The sequence below is a fragment of the Chryseobacterium taklimakanense genome (assembly GCF_900187185.1).
GTDB classification, from domain to species: Bacteria; Bacteroidota; Bacteroidia; order Flavobacteriales; family Weeksellaceae; genus Planobacterium; species Planobacterium taklimakanense.
Genome location: NZ_LT906465.1, coordinates 1,746,870 through 1,763,403, shown reverse-complemented (window position 1 = coordinate 1,763,403; position 16,534 = coordinate 1,746,870). Strand labels below are relative to the sequence as shown.

The 16,534-nt window shown below is 42.7% G+C and carries 14 protein-coding genes; 6 read left to right on the top strand and 8 right to left on the bottom strand.

Annotated elements, in window-relative coordinates:
• Nucleotides 1-5 precede the first annotated feature (5 nt).
• On the bottom strand, nt 6-1,031 hold the full coding sequence (locus CKV81_RS08390) for a rod shape-determining protein (protein ID WP_095072330.1): 1,026 nt from the start codon (nt 1,029-1,031) through the stop codon (nt 6-8).
• A 192-nt stretch (nt 1,032-1,223) separates the two neighbouring features.
• On the opposite strand from CKV81_RS08390, the gene lepA reads away from it, so the two are divergent.
• Entirely contained in the window at nt 1,224-3,020 is a 1,797-nt protein-coding gene (lepA, locus tag CKV81_RS08385; RefSeq protein ID WP_095072328.1) for a translation elongation factor 4, read from the top strand.
• Between the two features lie 168 nt (nt 3,021-3,188).
• Here lepA and CKV81_RS08380 read toward each other — a convergent pair whose 3' ends face one another.
• Complete coding sequence (locus CKV81_RS08380; protein WP_095072326.1) at nt 3,189-4,067, bottom strand: cupin-like domain-containing protein; 879 nt, start codon at nt 4,065-4,067, stop codon at nt 3,189-3,191.
• 180 nt (nt 4,068-4,247) lie between these two features.
• Between CKV81_RS08380 and CKV81_RS08375 the strand changes: the two genes are divergently transcribed.
• From CKV81_RS08375 to CKV81_RS08365, 3 genes are read left to right on the top strand one after another with little or no spacing between them, the layout of a single operon-like run.
• A complete protein-coding gene (locus CKV81_RS08375; RefSeq protein WP_095072324.1) occupies nt 4,248-5,558 on the top strand; it encodes a TolC family protein in 1,311 nt (436 codons plus the stop codon).
• 26 nt (nt 5,559-5,584) lie between these two features.
• Nucleotides 5,585-6,178, top strand: a complete 594-nt coding sequence (locus CKV81_RS08370) for a SprT-like domain-containing protein (RefSeq protein ID WP_185116894.1) — start codon at nt 5,585-5,587, stop codon at nt 6,176-6,178.
• A 1-nt stretch (nt 6,179) separates the two neighbouring features.
• On the top strand, nt 6,180-7,262 hold the full coding sequence (locus tag CKV81_RS08365; protein WP_258454027.1) for a mannose-1-phosphate guanylyltransferase: 1,083 nt from the start codon (nt 6,180-6,182) through the stop codon (nt 7,260-7,262).
• Here CKV81_RS08365 and CKV81_RS08360 read toward each other — a convergent pair whose 3' ends face one another.
• Entirely contained in the window at nt 7,263-7,646 is a 384-nt protein-coding gene (locus tag CKV81_RS08360) for a group III truncated hemoglobin (RefSeq protein ID WP_095072320.1), read from the bottom strand.
• A gap of 89 nt (nt 7,647-7,735) precedes the next feature.
• The gene (locus tag CKV81_RS08355) at nt 7,736-9,862 is read right to left on the bottom strand and encodes an elongation factor G (RefSeq protein ID WP_095072318.1); all 2,127 of its coding nucleotides are present in this window, start codon (nt 9,860-9,862) and stop codon (nt 7,736-7,738) included.
• A 245-nt stretch (nt 9,863-10,107) separates the two neighbouring features.
• On the opposite strand from CKV81_RS08355, the gene CKV81_RS08350 reads away from it, so the two are divergent.
• Both CKV81_RS08350 and CKV81_RS08345 read left to right on the top strand, forming a co-directional pair.
• Entirely contained in the window at nt 10,108-11,511 is a 1,404-nt protein-coding gene (locus tag CKV81_RS08350) for a nucleoside recognition domain-containing protein (protein ID WP_095072316.1), read from the top strand.
• A 128-nt stretch (nt 11,512-11,639) separates the two neighbouring features.
• Nucleotides 11,640-12,020, top strand: a complete 381-nt coding sequence (locus CKV81_RS08345) for a DUF6483 family protein (protein ID WP_095072314.1) — start codon at nt 11,640-11,642, stop codon at nt 12,018-12,020.
• A gap of 46 nt (nt 12,021-12,066) precedes the next feature.
• On the opposite strand, the gene CKV81_RS08340 is transcribed toward CKV81_RS08345, so the two are convergent.
• The 4 genes from CKV81_RS08340 to ftsA all read right to left on the bottom strand — a co-directional run bounded on the left by CKV81_RS08340 (nt 12,067) and on the right by ftsA (nt 16,533).
• Complete coding sequence (locus CKV81_RS08340) at nt 12,067-12,477, bottom strand: BrxA/BrxB family bacilliredoxin (protein WP_095072312.1); 411 nt, start codon at nt 12,475-12,477, stop codon at nt 12,067-12,069.
• 278 nt (nt 12,478-12,755) lie between these two features.
• Nucleotides 12,756-13,202, bottom strand: coding sequence for a GatB/YqeY domain-containing protein (locus CKV81_RS08335; protein ID WP_095072310.1), 447 nt, complete (start codon nt 13,200-13,202; stop codon nt 12,756-12,758).
• An 85-nt stretch (nt 13,203-13,287) separates the two neighbouring features.
• Nucleotides 13,288-15,153: a cell division protein FtsZ gene (gene ftsZ, locus CKV81_RS08330; protein WP_095072308.1), complete on the bottom strand. Its 1,866-nt coding sequence runs from the start codon at nt 15,151-15,153 to the stop codon at nt 13,288-13,290.
• Between the two features lie 15 nt (nt 15,154-15,168).
• Nucleotides 15,169-16,533, bottom strand: a complete 1,365-nt coding sequence (gene ftsA / locus CKV81_RS08325) for a cell division protein FtsA (RefSeq protein WP_095072306.1) — start codon at nt 16,531-16,533, stop codon at nt 15,169-15,171.
• Nucleotide 16,534: the final 1 nt, after the last annotated feature.

The window sequence follows — 16,534 nt, the reverse complement described above, 5'->3', positions numbered from 1 at the left end:
TTAAATTATCTAATCAGGAAATTGAATTTATCCATGTTTTTCAGAGCGATACCTGTCCCACGAACTACCGCACGCAAAGGATCTTCCGCTACGAAAACCGGCAAACCTGTCTTTTTGTGAAGCCTGTCTGCCAAACCTCTTAAAAGCGCTCCGCCGCCGGCAAGGTAAATTCCTGTTTTATAGATATCTGCAGCAAGTTCCGGAGGTGTAAGCGAAAGCGTCTCCATCACCGCATCTTCAATTCTGATGATCGATTTATCAAGAGCTCTTGCGATTTCCTTGTAACCCACCATGATTTCTTTTGGCTTCCCTGTGATCAGATCTCGTCCCTGAACCGGGATATCTTCGATGTCTACATCAAGTTCTTCAACCGCTGAACCAACTTCAATTTTTACTCTTTCCGCAGTTCTTTCACCGATGTACAGGTTGTGGTGTGTTCTTAAATAATAAGCAATATCACTGGTGAAAACGTCGCCCGCGATTTTTACAGATTTATCGCAAACAATTCCGCCAAGCGCGACTACTGCAATTTCTGTCGTACCGCCGCCTATGTCGATAATCATGTTACCTTCAGGCTTTTGCACGTCGATCCCAACACCTATTGCCGCTGCCATCGGTTCATAAATCAACCTTACTTCCTTAGCGTTTACTTTCTGCGCAGAGTCACGAACGGCTCTTTTTTCAACTTCGGTAATCCCTGATGGAATACAGATTACAATTCTAAGTGCTGGCTGAATCAGTTTTCCTTTGATTCCCGGAATTTTCTTAATGAATTCCTTGATCATGTGTTCAGAGGCGTGGAAATCTGCAATTACACCGTCTTTCAGCGGACGGATTGTGCGGATGTCTTCATGCGTTTTCCCCTGCATATGTTTGGCCTGCTCCCCAACTGCAATCGGTTTACCGCTGGTACGCTCAATTGCCACTATTGATGGCTGGTCAATTACGATCTTGTTATTATGTATAATCAGTGTGTTAGCCGTCCCGAGGTCAATCGCAATTTCTTGCGTGAACATATCAAATAAACCCATTCTTTCTTCTAAATTAATAAGTGTACAAAGATATAAATTTAGAGCTATTCTAAAAATTGATATCCTCTAATATTTGGTTAAAATTTTATTAAAGTTTTCTGTATTTCTGTATAATTTACAGAAGGATAGCCCCAACAAAACTTATATAATCATTTAAAAAAACTTAAATTTGCACACTATTTTAAAAATTAAATGAAAAACATAAGGAATTTCTGCATAATCGCGCATATCGACCATGGTAAATCTACGCTTGCAGACAGGCTTCTGGAGTACACCAACACGGTGACGCAAAGGGAACTGCAGACCCAGACCCTGGACGATATGGACCTGGAAAGAGAGCGTGGCATCACAATCAAGTCGCACGCGATCCAGATGGATTATGAATATAAAGGTGAGAAATACGTTCTAAACCTCATTGATACACCGGGACACGTGGATTTTTCCTATGAAGTTTCCCGTTCAATCGCTGCCTGCGAAGGAGCGCTCTTGATTGTTGATGCTGCGCAAAGTATACAGGCACAGACCATTTCTAATCTTTATCTGGCGCTTGAAAACGACCTGGAAATCATTCCGATCTTAAACAAAATCGACCTGCCTTCTGCAAATCCTGAGGAGGTTACGGATGAAATTGTGAATCTTTTGGGGTGTTCACCAGACGATGTTCTGCGTGTCTCGGGGAAAACGGGCGAAGGTGTTCATAATCTTTTAGAGCAGGTTGTAGAGCGAATTCCTGCACCACAAGGTGATGAAAACGGGCCCCTGCAGGCACTGATTTTTGATTCCGTATTTAATCCGTTCCGTGGAATTGAGGCTTATTTTAAGGTGGTGAACGGCAGCATTAAAAAAGGCCAGAAAGTAAAATTCATGGCGACGGACAAAACGTACGATGCTGATGAAGTTGGAACTTTGAAGCTGAAACAGGCGCCGAAACAGGAAATTAAATGTGGTGACGTAGGCTATATAATTTCAGGAATTAAAGATGCCCGCGAAGTAAAAGTTGGCGACACCATCACCTCCACCGATAACCCTGCACCGAAAGCAATCGAAGGTTTTGAGGAAGTAAAACCGATGGTATTTGCTGGAATTTATCCTGTGGAATCCGAAGATTTTGAAGAATTAAGAACATCTCTTGAAAAATTAAGACTGAACGATGCTTCACTGGTTTTTGAAGCTGAAAGTTCTGCAGCTTTAGGATTCGGTTTCCGATGCGGATTTTTGGGAATGCTTCACATGGAAATTGTGCAGGAGCGTCTGGACCGCGAGTTTGATATGAACGTCATCACAACCGTTCCGAACGTATCGTATATTGGATACTCCAAAAAAGAACCCGAAACGCCAATTCTGATCAACAACCCCTCTGAAATGATGGATCCGTCAATCCTCGACCGGGTTGAAGAGCCCTATATCAAAGCTTCCATTATCACGAAATCTGATTTTGTAGGTGCGGTGATGACTCTTTGTATCGAGAAAAGGGGAGAAATTGTGAACCAGTCCTATTTAACCTCAGACCGTGTGGAATTGGTGTTCAATATGCCTTTGGCGGAAGTGGTCTTTGATTTTTATGACCGTTTAAAATCCATTTCCAAAGGTTACGCTTCATTTGATTACCATCCAATAGGTTTCCGCGCATCGAAACTTGTGAAAATGGATATCCTGATTAATGGCGATATGGTCGATGCCCTTTCTTCATTAATCCACGAAAGCAATGCTTACCACATCGGTAAAAAAATGTGCGAAAAACTCCGTGAGCTGATTCCAAGACAGCAGTTTGACATAGCAGTGCAGGCAGCCCTGGGAACAAAAGTCATTGCCAGGGAAACGATCAAAGCACTACGGAAAGACGTAACAGCAAAATGTTATGGTGGTGATATCTCTCGGAAGCGTAAACTTCTTGAAAAACAGAAAGAAGGTAAGAAAAAGATGAAGCAAATCGGCCGCGTTGAAGTGCCGCAATCAGCATTTATGGCTGTTTTAAAATTGAATGATTAGGGCGAAAAAGACAAGTTTAGTTTTAATTTTTAATAATAAAATCAAATGTCTCAAAGCCAAACGATGTAGGCTGCGCATCGTCTAAAACCTCTATCTATTACGAGGAAAAAAACGCAAAAAAAGCCGTTTTCACCAGTTGTGAGACGGCTTTTTTGGTGTTATTCATTTTTATTTCGGCAAGCCCTTCTTTAAAGCTACATTAGCTCTGGAAATGGCTTTACGCTCTTTCCATTCCATATATTTTTTCTTGAAGCGCTTTTTCATAAAATTATCAAAACTTCGCTGAACAGTTAAGTTCCATAATGAATGGGCTTTAACCTTCCATTTGTCCCAGGCTCTTAGCGAAATGGAGAAACTGCCGTCTACATACTTCATCCAGTGCCACCATCCTGTCGGCATAAAAAGCGTATCACCGTGCTCCAGGAAACACTCAATGCCTTCTACGCCATTAAGCGCCGGAAATTTCTCAAAATCAGGATTTTCGATGTCATAATCCTCAAGAGCGTAGGTTGCGTACGGTATTTGGTAGAGGCGGTCCTTCCACTTGTAATCAAAAAGCATAATGTGCTTTCTTCCGCCAAAATGGGTATGGAAGATATGCGCCATATCAATATCGAAATGCAGAAAGGTTACCGAACCCTTCCCGCCAAAAAACATATTGGGATATTTATCCAGAAAACCTCCCATCAGTTCTTTTGGTGCAATATAATCCTGTAAAAGCTTCGGTGCGTGGACAATAGGGTCGAACAGGAAAATCCGCAGATCGGTAGGTTTTTCTTTAATCAAATCTATATAATCCCCAAATTTCATTTTGGCTGCAGATGCATTGATCGGTGCCGCTGGGTCTGCTTTCGAAGAGTCATACAATGGCACCTCCACATCTCCAACGACTTCTTTCATATAATCCAGGTTCCATTTTTCGTAGGCCGGCCACTTACGCGCCATATTCCTGATAACCACAGGTTTTCTGGGCTTCAGATATTTTATCACGAACTCTTCCTGTGTGATGTCTTCTACAACGTCAATCGGGTTCAAAATTAATCCCATCTCTTATATATTTCGCTGCAAAATTATTAAAAATGGAATAAGAAAATGTAAATTATAATCTTGATATTGAAACTCGTATTATGAAATATTTCATAGGCAATCTTAAAGGAAATAATAAGCTTCCGGTAGATATCTGTAACAAAAAATGGAATAAAGCGTCTAATCCAATAAATTATCACAATGAAACGAGCTTTTGCGGGTATATTTTCTTTGGCGTTTATACTTTCTTTTTCGCAGAAAAAATGGACGTTGCAGGAGGCAGTGGATTATGCGGTGCAGAACAATCATCAGGTGATTGCAAACAGCTACAACAAGCAGCTGCAGGACAAAAATCTGGAAATCGCACGCAGGCAAAAACTTCCTTCAGTTTCAGGGAGCGTTTCAAATAATTTCAGCTTCGGGCAACAGCGGTATATCAACGTCACACAGCGAAATGACAACTTTACCAACAGTGCAAATGTAGGTGCTGATATATTGCTTTATAACAACGGCAGGCTCGAAAAAATGTACCGTAAAACTGAATTCGAGGTGGAAGCCGCTAAATATGATGTAGAAAGCATCAAGAACAACATCTCGCTCCAGATTGCACAGGAATATCTCTCGGCGCTTTTAAACAAAGAAATTGTCACCATCAATAAAAGTGCTGTGGATAATGCTGAACGCCTTTACAAACGGGCAAAGATAACTACGGAAGTAGGAACAACACCGCAAACAATTCTGGCTGAAGCTGAAGCAGCACTGGCGCGCGAAAAGCAAAATTTAAAAGCCTCTGAAATTAATGTGAACAGGAGTCTGTTTTCTTTAGCCCAACTTCTTCAACTACCCGATTATAAAGATTTTGATATCGAGGATGTTCCGCTACAGAATAATATCGAAGCTCCTTTATATGCCGCTGACGCCATTATGAACACGGCGTATCAGCAGCAGCCACAAATCAAAGCGGCTGAAAACCGCATCAAAGCGGCCGAAGCTCAAACAGAAATCACCAAAACCGCTTTTTTCCCAACCATCACGGGAAATGCTGGGCTGCAGACTAATTATTTTAATCCGTTCAACGCCAATAACAACGGTTTTTTTAAACAGTATGCGGACAATTTTGGGCAGTATGCCGGCGTAAGTGCCAACATTCCGATTTTCAATAAAGGGATCACCCGAATTCAGGTAGAACAAGCCAAAATAAATGAAGACGCAGCCAGGACTTCTCTGCTTCAACAAAAACAGGAAATAAGACAGAACGTACAAAAAGCGCAGTTCGACGCCGAAAGCAATTACGAAAATTACCTCGCTGCCGTGGAAGCTGAAAAAAGTTCCGCATTGGCACTGGATTTTGCGGAGAAAAGTTATGCCGCCGGCAGAACAACCATTTATGACCTGAATGCCGCCCGAAATAACCATGCCAGCGCAAAAGGAGCCGTGGCACAGGCGAAATACAACTATCTTTTCAGCCTGAAACTGCTGAATTTCTATGCGGGAATTCCCTTGTCTTTATAAAACTTTTTCGGATATTTGATGTAGAAATGTCTATTGAAACTTTAAAGAAATATCTGCCGGAAAACACTCTGCCTTTTCTTAAAAACTGGTTTGGACCGTATTTTATCCACATCAAAATAACCAGAGAACGAAATTCAAAATTAGGCGATTACCGGAAACTGCGCGACAACAGCCACGAGATTACGATAAATTCAACACTGGAACCGCAACTGTTTTTCTTTGTTCTCACCCATGAACTGGCACATATGCTGTCTTTTGAAAAGTTTGGCCACCGGATCGCGCCGCACGGCAGTGAATGGAAACAAACCTTTCGGAATATGCTCGTCGAAAGCATATCCATCTACCATCAGGATTTACAAAAAATAATTCTGGAATTTGCCAAGTCGCCAAAAGCAAACTTCATGGCAAGCCCGGACCTCGTAAGGTATTTTCGTTTAAAAGATAATGCCGGCGGCCATGTTTTTGTTGAAGAGCTTGAACCGCATAACGAGTTCATTTACAACAAACAAAGATATATCTTAATTGAAAAGTTAAAAAAAAATTACCTTTGCAGGAATTTGGACAATGGCAAAACTTACAGCTTCAGAGGTTTAGCCAGCGTACAGAAATTAAATCCATAAAATGCCTACATCAAATAATTATTGTGTGATAATGGCCGGCGGCATCGGTAGCCGTTTCTGGCCAATGAGTACCATGAAGTTCCCGAAACAGTTTCAGGATATTTTAGGTACGGGGAGAACGATGATCCAGCAAACCTATGACCGTGTGAGCCAGCTGATCCCGAGAGAAAATATCTTCGTAATCACCAATAAAGAATATGTGGGACTCTGCGCACTGCAGCTCCCGGAAATTCCGGAAGAAAATATCGTGGGCGAACCCATGATGAAAAACACCTCAGCCTGCAACCTGTACATGGCCAATAAAATTGCCCAAATTAATCCTGAGGCAAAACTGGTCGTATTACCTGCTGACCACCTGATCCTGAAGGAGCAAAAATTCATTGCGAAAATAGAGCTGGCTTTCAAACTTGTTTCTGAAAATGATTACCTGGTGACATTGGGAATCAAACCAACGCGTCCGGATACCGGCTACGGCTACATTCAGTATCTGTCGAATGACACGGATGAAGTCTTTAAAGTGAAAACCTTTACCGAAAAACCCAGTCTTGAGATCGCCAAAACGTTTATCGAAAGTGGCGACTTCCTTTGGAATGCGGGCATTTTTGTATGGAGTTGTAAATCAATCTTATCGGCATTTGATAAATATCTGCCGGAAATGGTTCAGCAATTCAATTATTGCGAATATAATTCTAATGCTGAAGGTGACTGCATTGACATGATTTATCCGAAAGTTGCAAAAATTTCAATCGATAACGGAATTCTGGAAAAGGCTAAAAATGTTTACGTAATACCGGCAGACCTCGGCTGGAGCGACCTTGGAACGTGGACGTCTGTGTATCAAAATGCAGAAAAAGATGACTCCAATAATTCCCTGAATTCCAAAAACGTTTTGATGTACAATTCGAAAGGAAATATCCTGAGGCTGAAAAATAAAAATAAAGCCGCTGTTATAGACGGGTTGAAAAACTACATCATCGTCGATACCGATAAAGCGCTTCTCATCTGTCCGCGCGACAACGATCAGCTTATCAAAGATTATGTACTCGACCTAAAGAACTTCAAGAAAGGCGAACGCTTTATGTAATCAGGAAAGGCGTCGCGCCATCTCCATTTTATATGCCATAAGCTGGGAGATGTTATTGGCCTTATACACCGCCATATCAGCTTTGACCCCTGTGAAGAGTTCCTCCACGGTCTCTGTCCACAGTTTTAGCCAGTGCTCAAAGTGGTATTTTTCCATCGCAACCATTTCATTGATTGGAAAATGGGCAGCCATAGGATTTCCTTTGTAAGAAATCTGTCCGAAAAGCAGCGTTTCCCAAAATTTGTACATTTTTGACAGATGCTCATTCCAGTTTACCTTGGCCACATCATTGAAGAAAAAACCAATGGTCTCATCTTTCTGAACCTTTTGGTAAAAAGTATTGACCAAAAGTTCAATATCTTCCCGTGTTTCAAGTTTTTTCATTCTGCAAAATTAGATTATTAATCAGGAAATGATCTAAAAAAATGCCGAAGTATATTTCCGGCATTTTAAGGTTAGCTTTGATTAAACCTTTACGAGTCCACCCTTTCCGCAGTGTATTTTTTCACCAAATCCTGCTGTACATTTGGCGGAACAAGTTTATAATCGGAAAAACTCATCGAGAATTTCGCTTTCCCACCGGTAATTTGGCGAAGAGTGGAACCATAATCATCCATTTCAGCCAAAGGAACCTCAGCGATGATTTTCTGATAATGCCCTTCGGAATCCATTCCGGAAATAACAGCGCGGCGCGCCTGCAAATCGCCCATCACGTCGCCAGTAGCATCGTTCGGACAAAGGATTTCTACGTGATACATTGGCTCAAGCAACTGCGGCTTTGCGTTTTGGAAGGCTTCTTTAAATGCTCCTGATGCTGCCAACTGGAAAGAAATATCGTTACTGTCCACACTGTGCATTTTGCCGTCGTAAACAGAAACGCGGATATTTTGGCAAGGTGAACCTGTCAAAGAGCCGTTTTTCATCTGCGACATAATTCCTTTTTTGATGGCGCCGATATATCTGGAATCGATGGCGCCACCCACGATACACCAATAAAAGGCCAATTTTCCGCCCCAAGGCAAATCCTCAATCTCTTTCTGGCGGATATTGAAGTCTTGCGGGTCTTCCATGCCTTCGTAGAAATTTTCAACACGCATGTGAATTTCGCCAAACTGGCCGGCACCTCCCGACTGTTTTTTGTGCCGGTAATCGGCGTCTGCTTTTCCGGTGATCGTCTCGCGGTATGAGACTTTTGGGTTTTTCATCTGCATTTTCACACCGAATTCTTTTTCCAGACGCTGTTTTACCAAATCGATGTGCAGTTGCCCCTGCCCGCCAAGAATGGCTTCGTGCGTATCGTGGTCTATATCCACTTTCAGCGTTGGGTCTTCTTCTTTAATTTTGTTTAAAGCAGCGAAAAGTTTCTCGGTTTCAGCAGAAGATTCGGCAGAAACCGCTTTTCTCACGCGGCTTTCAGGGAACTCCATCGGACGGACTTTCCGGTTCAACCCTCTAGCATTTAAAGTATTATTGGTGTGTGCGGATTTTAGTTTTACGGTAACGCCCAAATCTCCGGCTTCCAGTTGATTAACGGGAGTTCTGTCTTTACCTTCGGCTACAAATAACTGCGAAATGCGCTCAATTTCACCATTATCCGCGTTAATGAGTTCATCGCCCGGCTTCAGGGTTCCGCTCAATACTTTAAAATAAGAAAGCAGACCAACCTGCGGCTCAGAAGTTGTTTTATAAATGAAAATCGTGGTCTTGTCATTCGGGTCGTAAGCCACTTCGCTGCCGTCTTCCATCACGCGTTTTGGCCGGTCCATCGGCGAAGGTGCGATATCGTCGATAAAGCCCATAATTCTTCCGCTGCCCATATCTTTCAGTCCGGAAGCCACAAAAACAGGGAAAAACTGCTGGTGGGCGAGCGCAATGGTAATTCCTTTGGCGAGTTCTTCTTCGGAAAGATGACCTTCTTCGAAATATTTTTCCATTAAACCTTCCTCGTTTTCTGCAGCGATTTCCACCAAAGCGTTGTGCATCTCATTGGCGCGCGCCATTTCACTTTCAGGAATGGGTTTTTTCTCCGGTTTTCCGCCGTCTTTAGGGAACTCGTACATCACCATCCGCAAAGCATCCACAATTTTGTTGAAGCCTTCCCCGGAATTTAAAGGATACTGAACCGGCACGAGTTTGCTGCCAAAACGTTCTTTTGCCTGAGTTAAAGTGGTCTCGAAATCTGCTTTAGGATGATCCATCTGGTTGATGACAAAAATTGCAGGAGTTTTGTATTTTTCAACATATTCCCACACCAGTTCGGTACCCACTTCCACGCCCGCAGCGGCGTTTAAAACAATGAGCGCCGTATCTGCAACCTTGAGGGAAGAAACCACTTCGCCTACAAAATCGTCGAATCCCGGCGTGTCTATAATATTGATCTTGTTGTTTTTCCAGTTCACGAACATCTGGTGCGAGAAAATGGTTTTGCCTTTTTCGTGCTCAATATCCGTAAAATCGCCGACCATGTTCTGCCCTTCCACAGAACCGCGGCGCCTGATGGCCCCGCCCTCGTATAACATCGTCTCTATAAGCGTAGTTTTACCGCTGTCGGAGTGACCCAGCAAAACCACATTCCGTAGATCTTTGGTTGTTGCACTCATAGTATGTATTATTTTAAATTATTTTCTTGAGCTGCAAAAAAGAAATGGTGTGCATTTGAATTTTTGGAAAACTAAAGTTACGAAAGTTTTTAATTGAAAATGTAGAATCTGGATGAGAAGGAATGTGATATTTGACACAATTCTGCAAAAAAGCCAAAGATTATTCACAAATCTTTTAATAATTGGAACAAGAAAAACCTTCGTGAATTCACTCCAATTCTTTATTTTTACTTAAATTTTTCGGAATGGTTTTAAGCAGAATTTGGTCGGCATTTATTATCGTGGCCATTGTGGTGGCAAGTATTAAGTATCTCTTTTCGCCGAATTATAAAGACATTTACAATGATATGGTGGTCGGCAAGGGCGGCGATACCGTGCAGATTGCGACCAGACCGATGGCTGAACTCAGTCCTCAAATACAGCAGAACCTTCTGAAAAAAGCCGATTATACTGAAAGCCACATCAGTTACAAAACCGATTCGCTGAAACAGAATGTTCAGGTTTACCGTGTTTCAGCTGCCGACGGCGTGATTGGAACCTCCGAAACCGCGGTAAAAATCTGCCTGGGATTGATTGGAATCATGACGCTTTTTATGGGCTTTATGAGCATTGCTGAAAAAGCCGGCGGCATCAATTTGCTTTCAAGGTTAATTCAGCCGTTTTTCTCGAAACTTTTTCCCGAAATTCCTAAAAACCACCCTTCTTTCGGACATATGATGCTGAATTTCAGCGCAAATCTGTTAGGTTTGGATAATGCCGCAACACCTTTTGGGTTGAAGGCAATGGAAAGCCTGCAGACACTGAATCCATCCAAAGATACCGCAAGCAACGCCCAGATTATGTTTCTGGCACTTCACGCCAGTGGTTTAACTTTAATTCCCGTGTCGATTATCGCCATCCGTGCCAGTATGGGCGCGGAAAACCCCACCGATATTTTCCTGCCGTGCCTCATTGCGACTTTTGCTGCAACGATGGCGGCGATGATTATTGTTTCCATCAAACAGAAAATCAATTTGTTTCAGCCCGTTGTTTTGGCTTATGTGGGCGGGATCTCTGCCGTTATCGCGGCCTTGGTGGTGTTTTTATTAAAACTGAATCAGTCTGAATTGGCAGAATTTTCAAAGGTATTAAGCAACGGAATTATCCTGTTGATATTTTTTGCCATTGTTTTGGGTGGCGTTTACAAGAAAATCGACGTTTTCGATTCCTTTATTGAAGGGGCAAAAGAAGGATTCTGGACCTCAGTGAAAATTATTCCGTATTTGGTGGGAATGCTCATTGCGATCTCACTTTTAAGGACTTCCGGTGTTTTTGAGGTGATTATCGACGGTATGAAATGGATTGCCGATGTTGCCGGGGCGGACACGAGATTTGTGGATGGACTTCCGACAGCGCTCATCAAGCCGCTTTCCGGTTCCGGCGCCAGAGGAATGATGGTGGATACGATGACGACGTTCGGACCAGATTCGTTTCCCTCCAGATTGGCAGGTGTTTTACAGGGCAGTTCGGATACTACTTTTTATGTGATTGCGGTGTATTTTGGCGCGGTGGCCATTAAAAACACGAGATATACTGTTGGTGCGATGCTATTGGCGGATCTGGTGGGGATTATCACGGCGATTACACTGGCGTATTTGTTTTTTGGGTAATTGATCTCCCGCAGACTGAGCAGATTGACGCTGGTGTTTTTGAATCGGACAGATTACACGGATTTTCTTAAACATAATTTAAACTGAAACTCTGAACCATTTGCAACTATAACTCCTAAACAAAACTTATGATTCACGATAAAGACTACATCATCCGCATTGTAAAGCAGTTCTCCGAAATGATTGCCAATATGCTTTTAGGTAAGAATGAAGGAACTTTGGAAGAACAGCAAATGGTTTTTGAAACCCAGATGAAGGATGTTTTCAAGATGGGTTTTGAGGAACTTTCTGAGATGAGCATCAACGAGATTTCGTCCTGGGTGAATGCCAAGGATGAGCCGCATCACACGGCTTATTATGAACTTCTCGGGCATTTATTTTATTATAAATTCAAAGATGAAGGTAAAAGGGATTTTGCAGATAAAGCCAGAACATTCTATGAACTGTGGCTGCAAAAAAGCCAGATTTTCTCTTTGCCGGTAATGGGCAGGATCAACGAACTGAAATGAAAAAGGCTGCAAATCTGCAGCCTCGATTATTTAATCATTACACTTTTTAGCAATACTCGTCGTACGCCGCCTGAAGGTTTGCAGCGATGGCACCTGCCGGATTTCCTTCAATATGGTGTCTCTCAAGCATATGAACCAATTCTCCATCCTTGAAAAGTGCTACACTTGGGGAACTTGGCGGGAACGGTGCCATGTGTTTTCTGGCTTCTGCAACGGCATCGCTGTCGAAGCCGGCAAAGACAGTCACCAGTTGGTCAGGCTTTTTATCTCCGGTTAAGGAATAGATCACGCCTGGTCTTGCAGCTCCGGCTGCACAACCACACACGGAATTTACCATTACCAATGTTGTCCCGGATTGCTTAAGCGCATCGTTCACCTGTTCTGCTGTTGTAAGGTCCTGGAACCCTTTATCTGTAAGTTCAGCCTTCATCGGCATTACTAATTCTTCTGGATACATAACTCGTTGTTTTAAGGTTTAACTATTTAAATTTTGAGAATTCAAATTTAATCAAATATCTATATCAATTCTATTGATTTATGTTATCAAAATTATTCCGTTTTTGAATTGTGGACAAAATGACCTTTATTTTTAATTTAAAAAAGAAAACCCGGAACAATCGCCTGCTCCGGGTTAACAATCAAATCGATATGCAAAGGTTGGATATCCTAAAAAATATTTGCGCCAGGAGATGCACAATACAATTTATTTAAAATTGAATTTCCGCTCTTACCTAACTATGAGAGAAGTTTCTTCGCCATCTCGGAAATGCTTTTACCGTCAGATTTACCGCCTAAAGTCTTGGACGCCACACCCATTACTTTTCCTAAATCTTTAAGGGTTTCAGCGCCCGTTTCGGCGATGATGGCCTTCATCTCTGTTTCGAGCTCTTCCGGAGTCAACTGCTTCGGCAGAAATTGCTCGATGACTTTCATTTGCGCCTCTTCCACTTCTGCCAGGTCATTTCTTCCCTGCGCTGCGAACTGCTCGTAAGAATCTTTTCTCTGCTTGATCATCCTCTGAAGGATTGCAATTTCCTGCTCAGCGGAAACTTCGGCGCCTTTTCCTTCAGTTTTAAGCAGAAGAATCTGCGATTTAACGGCGCGGAGTGAATCCAAAGCTATTTTGTCTTTCTCACGCATTGCGGTTTTAATCGCTTCGTTGATGGTGTCTTCTAAACTCATTTTTTTAATGTAATAGCGTATCAATTTACCAATCTACCCCCAACAACTACATTGGTAAATTGGTCCATTGATACTTTAATTAACTCTAGTCAACATCTTTATTTAAAAATCTGTTTTCTCTCAGTTGCATTTTTCCGTTGTTTTCAGAAAGAAAAGTATTGATGCTCTGCTCGGAAGCATTGAAGTTGTCAATGGAAATATTTTTTCTTTTGAAGGCAGGAACGGTCTCAAAATCAGAACTTTCATCAAAATTCTGGTAACGGGAATTGAATTCCTTCAACTTGTTTCTTCTTTCATTTACTTTATCGTTTGCTGTAGATTTGCTGATGAAGGTGAATTCTTCTTTTACCTCAACTTTGGATTCAGTAATAATTTGCTGCTCTTTGTAAACCGGTGCCGGAACCGGAGTTGGTTTTGCAACCGGCTCTTCAGGAATTTCGTTTTTTACCTGCTCAGCTTCTTCTATTTTTTCTTCTTTGAGGAATGGCTCATTTTCTACAGGTTCGTTTACAAAGAAGCTGAATTCTACCGGTTTTTCCTCGGAGAAAGATGATTTCTGAGGCTCATCTTTTTGAACCGGTTCTTCAACTTCAAATGAAAAAGACTGTGGCTCAAGCTCTTCCCCGAAGCCTTCGTAAGTGAATAAATCGGGCTCCTGCATCATTTCAGGCTCTTTTCTGAAAGAAACCGGTTCATGAATTTCTTCTTCCTCTTCTTCAGCAAAGAATTTTACCTGAGTTTTAGGCTCTTCTTCAACAATCATTTTTTTTTCAGAACTGCTCACCCGGAACTGCGGTGCATCATCTTCCTCATCATCTAACCTGAAAAGGCTTTTGCCTTCAAATTTCTCAATTTTCTGCTCCTCCCTTTCAGCTTTGGTTCTGAATGGAGATTCCTTCTGAACTCTTGTTTCCGAAGCTTCATCCAAAGGAATTTTAATGGTTTCTGTTGGCCCGTCGTGTTTCGGATTGTCTTTCGCAAAACCTGTCGCAATCACCAAAACGCTCACTGCATCACCCAATTCTTCATCAGTTCCAACACCAAAAATAATTTCTGCGGTATGTCCTGCTTCTTTCTGGATGTGGTCCATGATTACCCCGATTTCGTCCATCGTAGCTTCTTCGGCACCACTTCTGATGAGAAGGAGAACGTTTTTAGCACCCGTGATTTTGTTATCATTCAATAATGGGGAATCAAGCGCTTTTTTCACGGCTTCCTCAGCTTTATTTTCTCCGGAAGCTTTACCTGTTGACATCAGTGCCGTACCTGAATTTGCAAGAACGGTCTTGGCATCGCGGAAATCGATATTGATATCGAAATATCCGGTGATTACCTCTGCCATACCTTTCGCAGCGTTGGTAAGCACCTCATCAGCTTTCGAGAATCCCTGCTTGAAACCAAGGTTTCCGAACTGCTGGCGTAATTTATCGTTATTGATCACGATAAGTGAATCCACGTTATTTCTCAATCTGTCTAGCCCGCTTTCTGCCTGCTCCAATCTTCTTTTACCTTCAAAGCTGAAAGGAACGGTGACAATTCCTACGGTAAGAATGCCCATTTCCTTGGCAACCTTTGCAATAACCGGCGCTGCACCAGTTCCGGTTCCACCTCCCATCCCTGCAGTGATGAAGACCATTTTTGTGTTTTGCCCCAAAGCCGCTTTAATCTCGTCGATACTTTCGATGGCTGCTTTTTCACCCACTTCCGGGTCTGCGCCTGCGCCAAGCCCTTCTGTAGTAGAAACTCCAAGCTGAACTTTGTTGGCCACCGGATTATTGTCGAGTGTTTGCGCATCGGTATTACAGATCACGAAATCTACACCGTGAATTCCTGTTTCGTACATGTGCTTCAAAGCATTGTTGCCACCGCCGCCAACACCGATAACTTTTATGATTGATGAATTTCCCTTCGGTAAGTCAAATGAAAATCCCTGTGTTCCTATGTTTTCCATTTTGTATAGTGTTTTTTATTCTACTTCTTCAAAAAATTTTTTAACGCTTTCCATAATCTTCTGGCCAATAGTAAGTTTAGTTCTTCTTTTGGCTTCGGCAGTTTCTACAATTGTCGGTTCTTCGTTCTGGATCGAAGCTTCAATTTCAGAATTTACCTTTTCCACTGCCGGCTGTTCAGAAATGACTTCTTCCTCCTCGTTTACAGACGTCTTTTTGTCTCTGATTTTCAAACTTTCCATTAAAAGTCCGATCGCTGTAGCATATTCCGGACCCTTTAATAACTGGTTTTTATCGTTCGAAATATATTCATTGGCATACCCCAGACGGCTGTCGAAACCGGTGGTATAATTTGCCAGCTGCCGGATGTGCTTCAAATTGGATCCGCCGCCTGTAAGTACGATTCCTGCAATCAGTTTTTTCTTTTGTTCAAAGGCGCCGTAAGCTTTCAGTTCTGTATTGACCATTTCGAGAATTTCCTCGACGCGGGCATTGATCACCTGCGCTAAAGTTTTCAAAGAAATTTCCTTATCCTGACGACCATGCAGACCAGGAATAGTGACAAATGTACTGTCTTTTTCCATTTCAGGAACTGCGGAACCGAATTTTACTTTAAGCTGCTCAGCATGCTTTTCGATGATGGAGCAACCTTCTTTAATATCATCAGTAATAATTCCGCCACCGTAAGGAATTACGCAGGTGTGACGGATGATGTTATCCTTGAAAATCGCAATATCCGTAGTACCGCCGCCGATATCTACAATGGCAACGCCGGCTTCTTTTTCTTCTTTTGTTAAAACCGCTTCGGAAGATGCCAACGGTTCCAGCGTCAGGGCCTCCATTTCGAGGCCGGCTTCGCGCACGCATCTGGCAATGTTTCTGATGCTGCCCATCTGCCCCACAACCACGTGGAAATTGGCTTCCAGACGCTTGCCGTGCATCCCGATAGGTTCCTGAATTTCACCTTCAGAATCCACTTTATATTCCTGCGGAAGAACGTGGATAATCTCCTCGCCCGGCAGCATTACCAATTTTTTTACCTGTTCCTTTAAAGCTTCGATGTCCTCATCGCAGATGAATTTGTCCGGATTTTCACGCATGATATAATCCGAGTGCTGCAACGAGCGAATGTGCTTGCCCGCAATTCCCACGGTAACCTTGTGAATTGGTACGCCGGCGCTTTTCTGCGCTTCCTCCACCGCTGTTTTTATTGAGCTGATGGTCTGCGAAATGTTGTTCACAATTCCCTTGTGAACGCCGAGGCTTTTGGCCTTGCCGAGACCGAGAACTTCAATTTTCCCGCGGCTGTTCCGGCGGCCGACAATGGCGACAATCTTGGTTGTCCCAATGTCTAGTCCTACTGAATACTCCTGATGTTCCATT

Coding starts and splice junctions, on each gene's coding strand:
- CKV81_RS08360 (WP_095072320.1), bottom strand. CDS start 7,646: ATGAAAAAACTTGAAACACGGGAAGATATTGAACTTTTGGTCAATACT.
- CKV81_RS08355 (WP_095072318.1), bottom strand. CDS start 9,862: ATGAGTGCAACAACCAAAGATCTACGGAATGTGGTTTTGCTGGGTCAC.
- CKV81_RS08370 (WP_185116894.1), top strand. CDS start 5,585: ATGTCTATTGAAACTTTAAAGAAATATCTGCCGGAAAACACTCTGCCT.
- lepA (WP_095072328.1), top strand. CDS start 1,224: ATGAAAAACATAAGGAATTTCTGCATAATCGCGCATATCGACCATGGT.
- CKV81_RS08345 (WP_095072314.1), top strand. CDS start 11,640: ATGATTCACGATAAAGACTACATCATCCGCATTGTAAAGCAGTTCTCC.
- CKV81_RS08390 (WP_095072330.1), bottom strand. CDS start 1,031: ATGGGTTTATTTGATATGTTCACGCAAGAAATTGCGATTGACCTCGGG.
- ftsZ (WP_095072308.1), bottom strand. CDS start 15,153: ATGGAAAACATAGGAACACAGGGATTTTCATTTGACTTACCGAAGGGA.
- CKV81_RS08365 (WP_258454027.1), top strand. CDS start 6,180: ATGCCTACATCAAATAATTATTGTGTGATAATGGCCGGCGGCATCGGT.
- CKV81_RS08335 (WP_095072310.1), bottom strand. CDS start 13,202: ATGAGTTTAGAAGACACCATCAACGAAGCGATTAAAACCGCAATGCGT.
- CKV81_RS08380 (WP_095072326.1), bottom strand. CDS start 4,067: ATGGGATTAATTTTGAACCCGATTGACGTTGTAGAAGACATCACACAG.
- ftsA (WP_095072306.1), bottom strand. CDS start 16,533: ATGGAACATCAGGAGTATTCAGTAGGACTAGACATTGGGACAACCAAG.
- CKV81_RS08350 (WP_095072316.1), top strand. CDS start 10,108: ATGGTTTTAAGCAGAATTTGGTCGGCATTTATTATCGTGGCCATTGTG.
- CKV81_RS08340 (WP_095072312.1), bottom strand. CDS start 12,477: ATGTATCCAGAAGAATTAGTAATGCCGATGAAGGCTGAACTTACAGAT.
- CKV81_RS08375 (WP_095072324.1), top strand. CDS start 4,248: ATGAAACGAGCTTTTGCGGGTATATTTTCTTTGGCGTTTATACTTTCT.